The following is a 15,577-nucleotide window of genomic DNA, read 5'->3' as shown; positions in this document are numbered from 1 at the left end:
ACCAACGGGCCTTGATCTACGCTGAATCCACGGCAGTCCGACCACGATTACAAGACCGGAGACTCATCATGCGTTACGCCCATCCCGGCACCGAAGGTGCCAAGGTTTCCTTCAAGACCCGCTACGGCAACTATATCGGCGGCGAGTTCGTCGAGCCGGTCAGCGGCCAGTACTTCACCAACACCTCGCCGGTCAACGGCCAGCCCATCGCCGAATTCCCGCGCTCCGATGCCGCCGACATCGAGAAGGCGCTGGACGCCGCCCATGCGGCCGCCGACGCCTGGGGCAAGACCAGCGTGCAGGCGCGCTCGCTGATCCTGCTGCAGATCGCCGACCGCATCGAGCAGAACCTGGAGAAACTCGCGATCACCGAAACCTGGGACAACGGCAAGGCCGTGCGCGAGACGCTGAACGCCGACATCCCGCTGGCGGCCGACCATTTCCGCTATTTCGCCGGCTGCATCCGCGCCCAGGAGGGCACCAGTGCCGAGATCGACGAGCACACCGCGGCCTACCACTTCCACGAGCCGCTGGGCGTGGTCGGGCAGATCATCCCGTGGAACTTCCCGATCCTGATGGCCGCCTGGAAGCTCGCCCCGGCGCTGGCGGCCGGCAACTGCGTGGTGCTCAAGCCCGCCGAGCAGACCCCGCTGGGCATCAGCGTGCTGCTGGAAATCATCGGCGACCTGCTGCCGCCCGGCGTGCTCAACGTCGTGCAGGGCTATGGCCGCGAGGCCGGCGAAGCCCTGGCCAGCAGCAAGCGCATCGCCAAGATCGCCTTCACCGGTTCGACCCCGGTGGGCTCGCACATCATGAAGCGCGCTGCCGAAAGCATCATCCCAAGCACCGTGGAGCTGGGCGGCAAGAGCCCGAACATCTACTTCGAGGACATCATGCAGGCCGAGCCGACCTTCATCGAGAAGGCTGCCGAAGGGCTGGTGCTGGGCTTCTTCAACCAGGGCGAGGTCTGTACCTGCCCGTCGCGGGCACTGGTGCAGGAGTCGATCTACGCCCCCTTCATGGAAGCGGTGATGGCGAAGGTCGCGCAGATCAAGCGCGGCGATCCGCTGGACACCGACACCATGGTCGGCGCACAGGCCAGCCAGCAGCAGTTCGACAAGATCATGTCCTACCTCGAGATCGCCAAGCAGGAAGGCGCCGAGGTGCTGACCGGAGGCGCCGCCGAGAAGCTCGAGGGCTCGCTGGCGACCGGCTACTACATCCAGCCGACATTGCTCAAGGGCACCAACCAGATGCGCGTGTTCCAGGAGGAGATCTTCGGCCCGGTGATCGGCGTCACCACCTTCAAGGACGAGGCCGAGGCGCTGGCCATCGCCAACGACACCGAGTACGGCCTGGGTGCCGGCGTCTGGACCCGCGACATCAACCGCGCCTACCGCATGGGCCGGGCGATCAAGGCCGGCCGGGTGTGGACCAACTGCTACCACCTGTACCCGGCCCATGCGGCGTTCGGCGGCTACAAGAAATCCGGCGTCGGCCGCGAGACCCACAAGATGATCCTCGACCACTACCAACAGACCAAGAACCTGCTGGTCAGCTACGACATCAATCCATTGGGGTTCTTCTAGCCCACGGCCGGCGCAACACCGGCGTTGCCGTTCGGTTCGGACGGCAACGCGGCATCGTGGTGGTGCCGGCCGGGGATGCGCGGCGCCGCGCTGGTGCAGCGTCCGCATCCCCGGCAGGGGCCGCCCCGCAAACGACGCCAGGAGGACGCAGGGCACAGGGTTTGCTTGGACAATCGGCACTGTATCGACGGAGGTCGCGATGGCCCGCTTTACCCATAGTGTCGGCGGCACCACCTGGCGCTTCGACAGCCTGCGCGAACTGCTGGCCAAGGCCAGCCCGGCGCGCTCCGGCGACTGCCTGGCCGGCATCGCCGCCGGCAGCGATGCCGAGCGCGTGGCGGCGCAGATGTGCCTGGCCGAGGTGCCGCTCAGGCGCTTCCTCGACGAGGCGCTGATTCCCTACGAAACCGACGAGGTGACCCGCCTCATCATCGACAGCCACGACGCGGCCGCCTTCGCCCCGGTCAGTCACCTCACCGTGGGCGACTTTCGCAACTGGCTGCTCGGCGACGCGGCGGACGAAACGACGCTGGCCGCCCTGGCGCCGGGGCTGACGCCGGAGATGGTCGCCGCGGTGTCCAAGCTCATGCGCGTGCAGGACCTGATCCTGGTCGCGCAGAAGGTCCGCGTGGTCACCCGCTTTCGCAACACCATCGGCCTGCGCGGGCGGATGTCCACTCGCCTGCAGCCCAACCACCCGACCGACGACGGCGCCGGCATCGCCGCGAGCATCCTCGACGGCCTGCTCTACGGCAACGGCGACGCGGTGATCGGCATCAACCCGGCCACCGACAACACCCAGGGCATCTGCGAGCTGCTGAAGATGCTCGACGCCATCATCCAGCGCTACGCGATCCCGACCCAGGCCTGCATCCTCACCCACGTCACCACCTCCATCGCGGCGATCGAACGCGGCGCGCCGGTGGACCTGGTGTTCCAGTCCATCGCCGGCAGCGAGGCGGCCAACGCCAGCTTCGGCATCAGCCTGGCGACCCTGCAGGAAGGCTACGAGGCCGGGCTTTCGCAGCGGCGCGGCACCCTGGGTGACAACCTCATGTACTTCGAGACCGGCCAGGGCAGCGCGCTGTCGGCCAACGCCCACCACGGCGTCGACCAGCAGACCTGCGAGGCCCGCGCCTATGCGGTAGCGCGGCGCTTCAAGCCGCTCTTGGTCAATACCGTGGTCGGCTTCATCGGCCCGGAGTACCTCTACAACGGCAAGCAGATCATCCGCGCCGGACTGGAGGACCACTTCTGCGGCAAGCTGCTCGGCGTGCCCATGGGCTGCGACATCTGCTACACCAATCACGCCGAAGCCGACCAGGACGACATGGACATGTTGCTGACCCTGCTGGGCACGGCCGGCATCAACTTCATCATGGGCATCCCCGGCTCGGACGACGTGATGCTCAACTACCAGACCACCTCCTTCCACGACGCGCTATACGTGCGCCAGGTGCTCGGCCTCAGGCCCGCGCCGGAATTCGAGCAATGGCTGGCGAAGATGGACATCCTGCGCCAGGACGGCAACCGCCTGCGGCTCGGCCGGGAACTGCCCGAACCCTTCCGCCGGGCGTTGGAGCGGCTGGCGTGAGGTATGGAATGAAAGCGATCCGGATTCGCGCCCACCACCCAATCGGCGCACCGCACTCCGTAGGTTGGGTTGAGGAGCGGAGCGACGAAGCCCAACTCGCGCCAGTGCGCCGCCTGTGCATCGCCCTGTTGGGCTTCGCTGCGCTCAACCCAACCTACGCGGCTGCATCGAAAGAGGCGAGATTCGCGCTGATCGCCAGAGCGGTGGAAAACGCTGCGCGCTTTTCCACCCTACGCCGACGCCCCCACGGCAGCCCGTAGGGAGGAAAACGACCGCAGCTCTTTTCCACGCGGATGACCGTCCACACGACCCACCCTTGCAGGAGCGAGCCTGCTCGCGAACGAAGCACTGCACTTCGCCAGCAAGCCGGCTCCTACACCAGGCACCGAGGCCAGCATGAACGAACGGACGCCCGCCACCGAAAATCCCTGGCAGCACCTGCGCCAGCTCACCCCGGCGCGCATCGCCCTCGGCCGGGCCGGCAGCAGCCTGCCCACCGGGGCGCAACTGGACTTCCAGTTCGCCCATGCCCAGGCGCGCGACGCCGTGCACTTGCCGCTCGATTGCGCGGCGCTGGCCGGCGAACTGCAGCGGCACGATCTGCAATGCCTGCATCTGCACAGCGCCGCCGTCGATAGGCAGACCTATCTGCAGCGGCCGGACCTGGGCCGGCGCCTGGACGAAACCAGCGCCACGGTGCTCGACGCGCGTGCCGGAGAGGGCTGTGACCTCGCTCTGGTGATCGCCGACGGCCTGTCCGCCCTCGCCGTGCAGCGCCATGCGCTGCCGATGAGTCTGAAGATCGCCGAACACTGCCGCGCCGAAGGCTGGTCGCTCGGCCCGATCGCCCTCGTCGAGCAGGGCCGGGTCGCCGTCGCCGACGAGATCGGCCAGCGGCTCGGGGCACGCATGGCGGTGATCCTGCTGGGCGAGCGCCCCGGGCTCAGTTCGCCGGACAGCCTCGGCCTGTACTTCACCTGGGCGCCGCAGGTCGGTCGCCACGATGCGCAGCGCAACTGCATCTCCAACATCCGCCCCGAGGGCCTGAGCTACAACCTGGCCGCCCACCGCCTGCTCTACCTCATGCGCGAGGCCTGCCGCCGCCAGCTCTCCGGCGTGCAACTCAAGGACGAGGCCGAGGTGCCGACGCTGGACGGCGAGCCCCGCGCCGGCAACTTCCTGCTGGGCTGAAGCATGGCGAACAGGCCGTAGGAGCCGGCTTGCGGGCGATCCGTGCGGCTATCACCAGCAAGGCCTCGGCACCCCTCTGCGGCTACAAAAAGCCTCATCCGCATCGATCGACCCGCGGCGAGGACAGGCGCTGTTGCCGCCGGCGGGCGCTGCGCTTACTGTGTGGCCCTCCCGGCTGGAACCTCGCCCATGTGGTCTTTACGCGCCTGGCAACGCAAACGCATCCTCGCCCGCTTCCCCGTCGAGCCCGAACTGTGGCAAGCGGTGTTCGACAGCCTGCCAATCCTCGACGGCCTCGACGACCGCGAACTCACGCGCCTGCGCGAACGCAGCATCCTGTTCTTGCACGACAAGCGCCTGACCGCGCTGCCCGGCGTGGAGTTGCAGCCAGCCGATCGGCTGCGCCTGGCGCTGCAGGCCCAGCTGCCGCTGCTGCATCTGCCCGATTTCGGCTGGTACCAGGGCTTCCACGAGATCGTGCTCTACCCGGACGACTTCCGCAGCCCGCAGAAGCACCGTGACGCCAGCGGCGTAGTGCATGAATGGGACGCCGAGCACAGCGGCGAAGCCTGGCTGCAGGGCCCGGTGATCCTCGCCTGGCCCGGCGTGCAGGAAAGCGGTGGCTGGGAAGGCTACAACCTGGTGATCCACGAGCTGGCGCACAAGCTGGACATGCTGGGCGGTGACGCCAACGGCCTGCCGCCGCTGCACCGCGACATGCGCATCGACGCCTGGGCCAGCGCCATGCAGAGCGCCTACGACAGCCTGAACGCTACGCTGGATGCCGACCCCGGGGCGCAGACGCCGATCGACCCCTACGCCGCCGAAGACCCGGCCGAATTCTTCGCCGTCACCAGCGAATACTTCTTCAGCGCACCGGACCTGCTACACGCCGCCCACCCCGAGGTGTACCGGCAGCTCGCCGCATTCTATCGGCAGGACCCGCTCGCCCGCCTGCAGCGGCTGCAGGCCGAACATGCGGATTACAGGGAACCTGCCTGAGCCGGCGCCGTCGAAGCCGGCGTGGCAATGCAGGCGCCAATGCGCCTATAATCGCGCCCACTTTTTCTGCCCCAAGGCCGCGCTGGCCGATCACGGAGCCCATCGTTCATGAGCTACAGCAAAGTCCCGGCCGGCAAAGACCTGCCGAACGACATCTACGTCGCCATCGAGATCCCGGCCAACCATGCGCCGATCAAGTACGAAATCGATCACGACACCGACTGCCTGTTCGTCGACCGCTTCATGGCCACCCCGATGTTCTACCCGGCCAACTACGGCTTCATCCCGCACACCCTGGCCGACGACGGCGACCCGCTGGACGTGCTGGTGGTGACCCCCTACCCGGTCGCCCCGGGTTCGGTCATCCGCTGCCGTCCGGTCGGCGTGCTGAACATGACCGACGAAGCCGGCGGCGACGCCAAGCTGATCGCCGTCCCGCACGACAAGCTGAGCCAGCTGTACGTGGACGTGAAGGAATACACCGACCTGCCGACCCTGCTGCTGGAGCAGATCAAGCACTTCTTCGAGAACTACAAGGATCTCGAGAAGGGCAAGTGGGTCAAGGTCGAAGGCTGGGGCAACGCCGACGAAGCCCGCGCAGCGATCACCAAGGCGGTTGCGGCCTACCAGAAGTAAGCCAACGCCACCCCCTGAAAGCCGGCCACAAGCCGGCTTTTTTGTAGGCGCTGTCCCAATTGCGTGTTGCTCGAATGTCGAGGTGTTCTGAGCGCCCGTAGGAGCGGGCCGTGCCCGCGAAGCTTTGCGCGCTGGAATATTCGCGGGCATGGCCCGCTCCTACAGGGGGACGTCTATCCGCAACAGCCAGCTCAGACATAGCCTTTTGGTACCCCAGCAATGTGCCGAAAATATCGCCACTGCTGCTACGATTTCGGCACCGGCTACGCCTCGCTGGCCTACCTGCCGCGCTTTCGCGTCGGCGGCATCAAGATCGATCGCAAATTCGTCGCCGGCCTGCCGGACAGCGAACAGTCGGTCGCCCTGGCGCGCGGCATCCTGACCATGGCCAGCCATCTCGGCCTGCACGGGGTCGCCGAAGGCGTCGAGACCGAGCGGCAGGCGGCCTTCTGCGGCTCAATGGCTGCCCCAGCCTACGCCCGTCCGCTGCCCGCCGAACAATGCCGCTGGCGCGCCGGGGCCCGCTGTCGGTCAACCTGCAGTTGCCGCTGCACGGCTGAGCCGGGCACGCCTTGAGGCAACCGCACGATACTAGCCGAACGGCGCACTAGCCGTAACGCAACGGCTTAGATACCCTGCATCTTTTTGGTGCAGGCTTACCAATGTTCGAGATTCTGCTGCTGGTCTCCGCCGGTTTTGCCGCCGGCGGAATGAATGCCCTGGCCGGTGGCGGCACGTTCTTCTCCTTCCCCGCACTGCTCGCCATCGGCCTGCCGCCGGTGACCGCCAATGCCACCAATGCCGTGGCACTGTGGCCGGCGAGCCTCGCCGGTGCCTGGGCCGCGCGCTCCAGCCTGCGCCCCCTCGGGCCGTATCTCGTGCCACTGCTGCTGGCGGGCCTGGCCGGCGGCCTGCTCGGCGGCCTGGCGTTGCTGGCCGGCGGCGACGACCTGTTCAGCCTGCTGATTCCCTGGTTGCTGCTGCTGGCCACCGCGCTGTTTGCCGCCAGCCCCAGGCTCAGCCGCTGGCTGGCGGCGCGGCGCAAGGAGGAAAGCGCGGTGCCGCCCCATTCGGCGGGCTCGATGACGGCCCATGGACTGGTGTCGATCTACGGCGGCTATTTCGGCGCCGGCATGGGCATCCTGCAGCTGGCGGCGTTCTCCATCGAGGGCCATCAGCTGGTGCGCGCCAATGCGCTGAAGAACCTGATCTCGGCGGTGATCTACAGCGTTGCCAGCGTCACCTTCATCGTCGCCGGTCGGGTCAGCTGGTACGAGTTGCTGATCCTGCTCGGCGGTGCCACCCTCGGCGGCTATGCCGGTGGCGCGCTGAGCCGGAAACTGCCGGCCGCCTGGCTGCGCGCCTTCGTCATCCTGGTCGGCAGCGGCATGACCCTCTATTACTTCCGGGCCACCTACGCCGGCTGAACGCACTGCTGGTGGCGAACCTGGTGGCTGCGCCGGGCCTTCTTTGCTAATGTCGCGCCCGTTTCAGACTCGCCGCACACGACAGGTTCCCGCCATGGCCCGCAAGAAAGCCGCTCTCGATTTCGAACAATCCCTCGCCGAGCTCCAGCAACTGGTGGAGCGCCTGGAAAGCGGCGAGCTGTCGCTGGAAGACTCGCTGACCTGCTTCGAGCAGGGCATCGGCCTGACCCGCGACTGCCAGGCGGCATTGAGCCAGGCCGAGCAGAAGGTGCAGATCCTGCTCGAACGCGACGGCACGCTGCAGGAAGCGCCCTTCGAAACGGATCCCGAAGCATGACGATCGGCGATTACCAGAGAAGCTGCCAGCAGCGCGTCGACAGCCGCCTCGAGGCCCTCTTCGTACCGCCGCACGCGCAGCTCGAACGTCTCTACCAGGCGATGCGCTACAGCGTGATGAACGGCGGCAAGCGGGTGCGCCCGCTGCTGGTCTACGCCGCCAACGAAGCACTGGGCGGCGACAAGGCCCAGGCTGACGGCGCGGCCTGCGCGGTGGAGCTGATCCACGCCTATTCACTGGTGCACGACGACCTGCCGGCGATGGACGACGACGACCTGCGCCGCGGCCAGCCGACCACCCACAAGGCTTTCGACGAGGCCTGTGCGATTCTCGCCGGCGATGGCCTGCAGAGCCTGGCCTTCGACGTCCTCGCGGCGCCGCAGCTCAACCCCGCGGACCCGCTGCTGCGCCTGCGGATGTTCGGCGTCCTGGCCCGCGCCGCCGGCCCCGCGGGCATGGTCGGCGGCCAGGCCATCGACCTCGGCTCGGTGGGCCGCAAGCTCGACCGCGCGGCGCTGGAACTGATGCACCGGCACAAGACCGGCGCCCTGATCGAAGCCAGCGTGCAGCTCGGCGCCCTCTCCAGCGGCCATGCCGATGCCGGTAGCCTCGCCTCGCTGAGCCAGTATGCCCAGGCCGTCGGCCTGGCCTTCCAGGTGCAGGACGACATCCTCGACGTGGAAAGCGACACCGCCACCCTCGGCAAGCACCAGGGCGCCGACATCGCCCGCGACAAGCCCACCTACCCTGCCCTGCTCGGCATGGAGGCGGCCAAGGCCTATGCGCTGGAGCTGCACGACCTGGCGCTGGACGCGTTGCGCCCGTTCGCTGTCGCCGCCGAGCCGCTGCGCGAGCTGGCGCGCTATATCGTCGAACGGCGCAACTGATCTCCGTTCGGCAGGCGCCACCTGCTTCTTGTAGGAGCGGGCCATGCCCGCGATGTTCTTGTGTGGCCGAGGTTCGCGAGCATGGCTCGCTCCTACAGGAGATCGCACGCGCTTGCAGCTTCGTAGGGCGGGTTGCAACCCGCCTTGCCTGCGATCGCCGCGGGAGCGCGTCCCCCACCAGGCCCGACCGGAACGAACGGCAGCGCGCTGGACGCAGGGTCGTTCTTATCGCAGGGCCCTTCGGGTAAACTGCCGCTCTTTTTTCACAAAAACGATTCGCCCGATGCCCAAGACGTTCCATGAGATTCCTCGGGTACGCCCCGCAACGCCCCTCCTTGACCGTGCGGCCACGCCCGAGCAACTGCGCCGGCTGGGCGAGGCGGAACTCGAAGAGCTCGCCAACGAACTGCGCCAGGACCTGCTGTTCAGCGTCGGCCAGTCCGGCGGCCACTTCGGTGCCGGCCTCGGCGTGATCGAGCTGACCATCGCCCTGCATTACGTCTACGACACCCCGGACGACCGCCTGGTCTGGGACGTCGGCCATCAGGCCTATCCGCACAAGATCCTCACCGGCCGCCGTGCGCGCATGGCCAGCCTGCGCCAGAAGGACGGCCTGGCCGCCTTCCCGCGGCGCAGCGAGAGCGAATACGACACCTTCGGCGTCGGCCACTCCAGCACCTCGATCAGCGCCGCCCTGGGGATGGCCATTGCCGCCCGCCAGAAGGGCGAGAAGCGCAAGTCCATCGCAGTGATCGGCGACGGCGCGCTGACCGCCGGCATGGCCTTCGAGGCGCTCAACCACGCCCCGGAAGTCGGCGCCGACATGCTGGTGGTGCTCAACGACAACGACATGTCGATCTCGCGCAACGTCGGCGGCCTGTCCAACTACCTGGCCAAGATCCTCTCCAGCCGCACCTATTCGAGCATGCGCGAGGGCAGCAAGAAGATCCTCTCGCGCCTGCCGGGCGCCTGGGAAATCGCCCGCCGCACCGAGGAATACGCCAAGGGCATGCTGGTGCCCGGCACCCTGTTCGAGGAGCTCGGCTGGAACTACATCGGCCCCATCGACGGCCACGACCTGCCGACGCTGATCGCCACCCTGCGCAACATGCGCGACCTCGACGGCCCGCAGTTCCTCCACGTGGTGACCAAGAAGGGCAAGGGCTTCGCCCCGGCCGAGGCCGACCCGATCACCTGGCACGCCATCAGCAAGCTGGAGCCGGTGGATGCGCCGGCCGCGCCGAAGAAGGCCGCGGGGCCGAAATACTCCAACGTGTTCGGCCAGTGGCTGTGCGACATGGCCGAGGCCGATCCGCGCCTGACCGGCATCACCCCGGCGATGAAGGAAGGCTCGGACCTGGTGGCCTTCAGCGAGCGCTTCCCGCAGCGCTACTTCGACGTCGCCATCGCCGAGCAGCATGCCGTGACGCTGGCCGCCGGCATGGCCTGCGAAGGGCTCAAGCCGGTGGTGGCGATCTACTCGACCTTCCTCCAGCGCGCCTACGACCAACTGATTCACGACGTCGCGGTGCAGAACCTCGACGTGCTGTTCGCCATCGACCGCGCCGGGCTGGTCGGCGAAGACGGCCCGACCCACGCCGGCAGCTTCGACCTCTCCTACCTGCGCTGCATCCCCGGCATGCTGGTGATGACCCCCAGCGACGAGAACGAGATGCGCCGCATGCTCACCACCGGCTACCAGTTCGAAGGCCCGGCGGCGGTGCGCTACCCGCGTGGCAGCGGGCCGAACGCCCGTATCGAGCCCGGCCTCGCGCCGCTGGAAATCGGCAAGGCGCTGACGCGCCGCCAGGGCACCAAGGTCGCGCTGCTGGTGTTCGGCGTGCAGTTGGCCGAGGCGCTGCAGGTTGGCCAGACGCTGGATGCCACGGTGGTCGACATGCGCTTCGTCAAGCCGCTGGACGAGGCGCTGCTGCGCCAGCTGGCGGCCAGCCACGAACTGCTGGTGACCATCGAGGAAAACAGCATCATGGGCGGCGCCGGCAGCGCGGTGGCCGAATTCCTCGCCAGCGAAGCCATCGTCATGCCGATCCTCCAGCTGGGCCTGCCAGACCATTACGTCGAGCATGCCAAACCCAGCGAGATGCTCGCCGAATGCGGCCTCGACGAAGCCGGCATCGAGGCGGCGGTACGTATACGCCTGGCGCAGCTGCCACACTGACCCCCCTGCACGCATGGCCGGAGCGATTCCGGCCTGTTTATTGCTTACCTCTCTCGAACGCAGTTGCGCGGTTACGAGTCGTTACAGTAACGACAGGGAGGGGACATGCCGTTGCGCAGTCATCAGATGGCCTTCAAAGGCCGTGAGCGCCGCTGGCTGCCCTGGTTCGGCAAGACCGGCAAGCTGGCCATGCGCTGGTCCTGGCTGCTCAATTCAGGCCAGGCCGAACGGGTCGAGAAAACCTTCACCGGCCTGGCACAGACACGCGTCGACCTCCTGCTGGAATGGGCCGCGCAGCACTGGCAGGAACTGGAGTTGATCGGTAACGGTCTGGCACAAGCCTGGCCGACCCCCAGCCTCGACGCCCTGCAGCAGGCGCGCAAGAACATGCCGGAAGTCTCCGAGCTGTTCGTCGTAGATGCCGGCGGGCACATCCTCGTCTCCACCCACGCCCCACGCGTCGCTCAACGCCACGATGGCGAAGCCTTGAAAGCCGGTCTGGCAGGGCCTTACCTGCATGGTCCCTATGTCGACCAGCTGACCCTGCAGCTGGAGCCGACCACCTCGAAGTTCCATGACGCCGTTACCCTGATGTTCCACCAGCCGCTTCGTCATGCCGGCAAGGTCGTCGGCTGTCTGTGCGCGCGCATCCCCAACGATGTGATGAGTGACCTCATCCAGCGCGAGGCCGGCCACGTCTATCGCGACTCCGGCGACAATTACCTGTTCATGGTCGAAAGCCGCCATGACGCGCAAATCGCGCCGGGCACTGCGCTGTCACGCTCACGCTTCGAGGACGACACCTTCAGCGGTGGCGACAACCTGAAACAGGGCGTGCGCACGCCATTCGGCACGGTAAAGGTGCAAAAACACACCGAATTCGAACTGCGCTTCACCGACCCCGCCACTGACCAACTCCATCCGGGCGTGCGCGAAACCATTCGCCATGGCAGCAACCTGTTCGTGCTCTACCCGGGTTACCCGGACTACCGCCACGTGCCGGTGATCGGCGCCGGCCTGACCCTGCGCATGCCTGGCTCGCCGGATACCTGGGGACTGATGTGCGAAGGCGACTTGGAAGAGGTCTACCGCCAGCGCAGCCTCAGCTACACGCTCTCCAGCCACCTGCTGTTCGGTCTGCTGGTCCTGGCCCTGCTTCAATGGCAGCTGCAGCAGTGGCTGCCTGCCTATGCGGCGCCCCTGGGCATGGCGAGCGCCGCAGCCATGCTGCTGGGTTTCTGGGCCTTCAGCCTGCGCCCACGCACGCGCAAGCTGCAGGCGCTCTCCGACTTCTTCCTGGAAACGGCCGAATGCGGTGCGCCGCTGAGCAATCGCCTGGCCCTGGAGCGCTTCGCCAGTGACGAGGCCGGCGTCCTGGCCGGCTGGGTCAACAGCTTCGTCGACAAGATGGATCACACCATGCAGGGCATCGTGACTGCCGGCCAGGCGCTGCAGCAGACCTCCACCGGGCTCAGCAGAACCTCCGCCAATGCAGGCAAGTGCGCAGCCCAGGGTCAGGCGGCCGCGGTCTCCACCGCACGCGCCATGGTCGAGGTGAACCACAGCATCGGCGAGGCTGCCGAGCACATTCTCGACAGCGAGAAAGCCTCGCGCCAGGCACTGGCAATGACGCGGCAGGGCGGCGCAGCCGTCGCGCAGAACGCCAGAGAGGTGGCCCAGCTTGCCGAACGCGTCGAGCAGTCCAGCCAGATGCTGCAGGCGCTGAACAAGCAGACCGAAGAAATCCAGCACATCAGCGAAGCGATCCATGCCATCGCCGACCAAACCAACCTGCTCGCCCTGAATGCCGCCATCGAGGCGGCTCGAGCCGGGGAAAGCGGTCGCGGTTTCGCCGTGGTCGCCGATGAAGTGCGCAATCTGGCCCGGCGCACGGCCCAGGCCACAGAAGAGATCACCAGTACCCTCGGCGGGGTGCGCCAGCAGACGCTCGAAGCCATGAGCAGCATGCGGAGCTGCCAGGAGGCGGCCGAGCGCAGCGTGACTCGCTCCGACGAAGCGACACAGTCGCTTGAGCACATCCAGCAGGAGGTCGAAGCGATGCAGGGACGCCTTGGCCAGCTCAACCAGACCATGCAGTCGCAACTGGCCCAGGTGCATGCGGTGAGCGAACAGGCCCAGGCCATCACCGGCGCGGCAGAGCGTACCAGCCAGAGCGCCGACGAAACCCTGCAGGCAGCGCAGGCGCTGGCCCAGTTGGTGCTGGACCTGCACAAGACAGCCAATCGCCTGAGCCGACAGGATCGCCTCGACGACAAGCCCGTGTCCCGCCCACTGCCGGAAAACCTCGACCCGCGTGTACTTCCTGCCCGCACGCATTAAGACTGGTGTTGCCCTCCTCAAAAGTCTGCCGAACTTTGAGCAAAGATAATGAAACCGGCGAACTGCGCCTGTACCTGCTCTACAGTGTCGGCCAGAGCGGTGGCCATTTCGGCGCCGGCGAAGCCATCGTCATGCCGATCCTCCAGCTGAGCCTGCCCGACCACTATGTCGAGCATGCCAAACCCAGCGAGATGCTCGCCGAATGCCGGCTGGATGCCGCCGGCATCGAAGCCGCGGTGCGCAAGCGCCTGGTGTTGCTCGGCGACGCCTGAGGCGGCACTCAGCCGCCGCTGGTGGATGGTGAAGCGTCATCCACCCTACGCACGTATGCCACACCTACCTGGCAGGCGTAGGGGGCAAACTGCGAAGCATTTTCCACCTGGCGAACGGCAGCGACCATGGGCCGCCTGCATGGTAAATCCTGCACTCTTCCGGCACCGCCTCGGTGGATGGGTGAAGCGTCATCCACCCTACGCCTGGCGGTTGGCCACCGCACTCAGTTGCGCAGCAGCAGATCGCCCTCTATCGGCACGTAGCGCGTCGCGGCGCGGATCAGCGACTGTGCGGTGAGCCCCGGCACGCCGTAGGCGCTCGCCTCGGCGCCGCCGGCGCGCACCCGCTCCAGCAGCAGGTCGAAGTCGCCATCGCCGGAAGCCAGCACCACCTCATCGACCCGCCCCGCCGCGTCCAGCATGTCGATGGTGATGCCCACGTCCCAGTCGCCCTTGGCCGAGCCGTCGCTGCGCTGGATGTAGGGTTTGAGCTTCACGGTGAAGCCGAGGTTGCGCAGGATTCGCTGGAACTGCTGCTGCCGGGTATCGCCGCGCTCGATGGCATAGGCATAGGCCTCGACGATCTCGCCGCGCTGACTGACGTCCGCCCACAGCGCCGCATAGTCGAAGTGGCAGCCGTAGGCCTGGCGCACCGTGTAATAGAGATTCTGCACATCGGCGAACAGGGCGATCTTCTTCACGGGCAGCCTGCGATGGATGATGTAGGGGCTGTTCCCGTTTCGTACGCGCGCCGCGTACGAAACGGGAACAGCCCCCTAGTATGGACGGCGACATCGCGCATGTCCCGGCACTTCGGCTAAAGTGGCGCCCCGATCGAATGCACTGTCCTGAGTTGCGATGAACGTTTTTGCCATCCTGCGCGACGCCTGGTTCTTCTATTCCCGCCATTTCGCCACCATCGTCCGTCTCTGCCTGCCGTTGATCCTGCTCGAGAGTTGCACGCACCTGGCCGTCGAGCACTGGCTGGGCAAGGGCGCGCTGCCCGCCCAGGAACTGCTGGTGGGCCTGCTCTTCTACCCGCTGTACGTCGGCGCGCTGATCCTCTATCTCGACGCCCGCAGCCGCGGCCATGATCCGGCGCCGCGCACGGTCCTGGCCCGCGCCCTGCCGCTGTGGCCGGCGCTGGCGGTGCTCTCGGCGCTCGGTACGCTGCTGATCCTGCTCGGCGCCTCGCTGTTCGTGCTGCCGGGTATCTGGATCATGGTCAAGATCGCCTTCGCCGAATACCTGCTGGTGCTGCGCGGGCTCTCGCCGCTGGCCGCGCTCAAGCAGAGTTTCATGCTCACCCGCGGGCACTTCCTGCTGGTGCTCGGCTGTGTGTTGGCGGTGCTGCTGCCACTGTGGATGCTCGAAGCCTGGATCGCCGCCCAGGCCTGGGGCGGCGAGGCGCCGCAGGTGCTGCCGGCGATTCTCCTCGATGGTGCCATCGGCCTGCTGCAACTGCTGCCCACGGTGATGCTGTTCCGCTGCTTCATGCTCTGCACCGACTCGCCCGCAGGCAATCGCGGCAGCGTCTAGGCGCAAACAGCTGCCGTTCGGCCGGGACCGCCGGCAGCCCGCATCTGCCTGCTAGGCTTGCTTCGGCCAATCATCCGGAGGCTTCAGCCATGGTCGAACAGAACCCCAGCATCCTCTCGCACATTTCCCTCGGCACCGACCGCTTCGACGAGGCGGTCGCCTTCTACGACAGAGTCCTCGCCACCCTCGGCTGCAAACGCATCCTCGAACACCCCGGCGCCGTCGCCTGGGGCCGCGAGTTCCCCGAATTCTGGGTTCAGACACCGTTCGACGGCGCTGCCGCATCGGTGGGCAACGGCACCCATGTCGGCTTCTTCGCGGCGGACCAGGACGCGGTGGACGCCTTCCATCGCGCCGCCATCGCTGCCGGCGCCCGCGATGAAGGCGCCCCCGGCCCGCGCCCGGAATATGGCGAGCCCTATTACGGTTGCTTCGTGCGCGACCTGGACGGCCACAAGATCGAGGCGGCCTACTGGGACGTGGCGCTGATGCGGCAGCTCTATGGGGACAAGGGCTAGGGTCTCAGGCGACAAGCCCAACGCGTCATGCCAGTGCCTGTTGGGCTTCGCTTCGCTCAGCGCCAC

General features: G+C 67.2%; 14 protein-coding genes and 1 pseudogene. 14 read left to right on the top strand and 1 reads right to left on the bottom strand.

The window, feature by feature from the left end; genetic code table 11:
- The first annotated feature begins 68 nt into the window (after positions 1 to 68).
- From exaC to IN820_RS23070, 12 genes and pseudogenes are all read left to right on the top strand, one after another.
- Complete coding sequence (gene exaC / locus IN820_RS20610; RefSeq protein WP_193682752.1) at positions 69 to 1,589, top strand: acetaldehyde dehydrogenase ExaC; 1,521 nt, start codon at positions 69 to 71, stop codon at positions 1,587 to 1,589.
- Positions 1,590 to 1,788: 199 nt separating this feature from the next.
- The gene (locus tag IN820_RS20605) at positions 1,789 to 3,183 is read left to right on the top strand and encodes an ethanolamine ammonia-lyase subunit EutB (protein WP_193682751.1); all 1,395 of its coding nucleotides are present in this window, start codon (positions 1,789 to 1,791) and stop codon (positions 3,181 to 3,183) included.
- A gap of 396 nt (positions 3,184 to 3,579) precedes the next feature.
- A complete protein-coding gene (eutC, locus tag IN820_RS20600; RefSeq protein ID WP_193682750.1) occupies positions 3,580 to 4,374 on the top strand; it encodes an ethanolamine ammonia-lyase subunit EutC in 795 nt (264 codons plus the stop codon).
- Positions 4,375 to 4,563: 189 nt separating this feature from the next.
- Positions 4,564 to 5,376 (top strand): M90 family metallopeptidase, encoded by an 813-nt coding sequence (locus tag IN820_RS20595; RefSeq protein ID WP_193682749.1) that lies wholly within the window; start codon positions 4,564 to 4,566, stop codon positions 5,374 to 5,376.
- 108 nt (positions 5,377 to 5,484) lie between these two features.
- Positions 5,485 to 6,012, top strand: coding sequence for an inorganic diphosphatase (gene ppa, locus IN820_RS20590; protein WP_193682748.1), 528 nt, complete (start codon positions 5,485 to 5,487; stop codon positions 6,010 to 6,012).
- Between the two features lie 219 nt (positions 6,013 to 6,231).
- Positions 6,232 to 6,588, top strand: a complete 357-nt coding sequence (locus IN820_RS20585) for an EAL domain-containing protein (protein WP_235989214.1) — start codon at positions 6,232 to 6,234, stop codon at positions 6,586 to 6,588.
- Between the two features lie 86 nt (positions 6,589 to 6,674).
- Complete coding sequence (locus tag IN820_RS20580; RefSeq protein ID WP_193682747.1) at positions 6,675 to 7,439, top strand: sulfite exporter TauE/SafE family protein; 765 nt, start codon at positions 6,675 to 6,677, stop codon at positions 7,437 to 7,439.
- Positions 7,440 to 7,533: 94 nt separating this feature from the next.
- Positions 7,534 to 7,776, top strand: a complete 243-nt coding sequence (locus IN820_RS20575; protein ID WP_193682746.1) for an exodeoxyribonuclease VII small subunit — start codon at positions 7,534 to 7,536, stop codon at positions 7,774 to 7,776.
- Positions 7,773 to 8,663, top strand: coding sequence for a polyprenyl synthetase family protein (locus tag IN820_RS20570; protein ID WP_193682745.1), 891 nt, complete (start codon positions 7,773 to 7,775; stop codon positions 8,661 to 8,663). The genes IN820_RS20575 and IN820_RS20570 overlap by 4 nt, the downstream gene beginning before the upstream one ends.
- A gap of 283 nt (positions 8,664 to 8,946) precedes the next feature.
- A complete protein-coding gene (dxs, locus tag IN820_RS20565; RefSeq protein ID WP_193682744.1) occupies positions 8,947 to 10,842 on the top strand; it encodes a 1-deoxy-D-xylulose-5-phosphate synthase in 1,896 nt (631 codons plus the stop codon).
- A 105-nt stretch (positions 10,843 to 10,947) separates the two neighbouring features.
- Entirely contained in the window at positions 10,948 to 13,182 is a 2,235-nt protein-coding gene (locus tag IN820_RS20560; protein WP_235989213.1) for a methyl-accepting chemotaxis protein, read from the top strand.
- Positions 13,183 to 13,316: 134 nt separating this feature from the next.
- Positions 13,317 to 13,454, top strand: a pseudogene (locus IN820_RS23070) (hypothetical protein); the annotation flags it as partial.
- Between the two features lie 224 nt (positions 13,455 to 13,678).
- Here the strand turns inward: IN820_RS23070 and IN820_RS20550 are convergent.
- Positions 13,679 to 14,155, bottom strand: coding sequence for a LabA-like NYN domain-containing protein (locus IN820_RS20550; protein ID WP_193682743.1), 477 nt, complete (start codon positions 14,153 to 14,155; stop codon positions 13,679 to 13,681).
- A gap of 157 nt (positions 14,156 to 14,312) precedes the next feature.
- Between IN820_RS20550 and IN820_RS20545 the strand changes: the two genes are divergently transcribed.
- Together IN820_RS20545 and IN820_RS20540 are read left to right on the top strand one after the other, a co-directional pair.
- Entirely contained in the window at positions 14,313 to 14,993 is a 681-nt protein-coding gene (locus tag IN820_RS20545) for a YciC family protein (RefSeq protein ID WP_193682742.1), read from the top strand.
- A gap of 89 nt (positions 14,994 to 15,082) precedes the next feature.
- On the top strand, positions 15,083 to 15,511 hold the full coding sequence (locus IN820_RS20540; protein WP_193682741.1) for a VOC family protein: 429 nt from the start codon (positions 15,083 to 15,085) through the stop codon (positions 15,509 to 15,511).
- Positions 15,512 to 15,577: the final 66 nt, after the last annotated feature.

This window comes from Pseudomonas lopnurensis (assembly GCF_015070855.1).
GTDB lineage: Bacteria > Pseudomonadota > Gammaproteobacteria > Pseudomonadales > Pseudomonadaceae > Stutzerimonas > Stutzerimonas lopnurensis.
The sequence above is the reverse complement of the archived record's forward strand: the minus strand, read 5'-3'. Positions and strand labels throughout refer to the sequence as shown.

Excerpts from the sequence above, each read along its gene's own strand:
- ppa (WP_193682748.1), top strand. The coding sequence starts at position 5,485 with ATGAGCTACAGCAAAGTCCCGGCCGGCAAAGACCTGCCGAACGACATC.
- IN820_RS20580 (WP_193682747.1), top strand. The coding sequence starts at position 6,675 with ATGTTCGAGATTCTGCTGCTGGTCTCCGCCGGTTTTGCCGCCGGCGGA.
- IN820_RS20575 (WP_193682746.1), top strand. The coding sequence starts at position 7,534 with ATGGCCCGCAAGAAAGCCGCTCTCGATTTCGAACAATCCCTCGCCGAG.
- IN820_RS20560 (WP_235989213.1), top strand. The coding sequence starts at position 10,948 with ATGCCGTTGCGCAGTCATCAGATGGCCTTCAAAGGCCGTGAGCGCCGC.
- IN820_RS20595 (WP_193682749.1), top strand. The coding sequence starts at position 4,564 with ATGTGGTCTTTACGCGCCTGGCAACGCAAACGCATCCTCGCCCGCTTC.
- exaC (WP_193682752.1), top strand. The coding sequence starts at position 69 with ATGCGTTACGCCCATCCCGGCACCGAAGGTGCCAAGGTTTCCTTCAAG.
- IN820_RS20570 (WP_193682745.1), top strand. The coding sequence starts at position 7,773 with ATGACGATCGGCGATTACCAGAGAAGCTGCCAGCAGCGCGTCGACAGC.
- eutC (WP_193682750.1), top strand. The coding sequence starts at position 3,580 with ATGAACGAACGGACGCCCGCCACCGAAAATCCCTGGCAGCACCTGCGC.
- IN820_RS20585 (WP_235989214.1), top strand. The coding sequence starts at position 6,232 with ATGTGCCGAAAATATCGCCACTGCTGCTACGATTTCGGCACCGGCTAC.
- IN820_RS20540 (WP_193682741.1), top strand. The coding sequence starts at position 15,083 with ATGGTCGAACAGAACCCCAGCATCCTCTCGCACATTTCCCTCGGCACC.
- IN820_RS20605 (WP_193682751.1), top strand. The coding sequence starts at position 1,789 with ATGGCCCGCTTTACCCATAGTGTCGGCGGCACCACCTGGCGCTTCGAC.
- dxs (WP_193682744.1), top strand. The coding sequence starts at position 8,947 with ATGCCCAAGACGTTCCATGAGATTCCTCGGGTACGCCCCGCAACGCCC.
- IN820_RS20545 (WP_193682742.1), top strand. The coding sequence starts at position 14,313 with ATGAACGTTTTTGCCATCCTGCGCGACGCCTGGTTCTTCTATTCCCGC.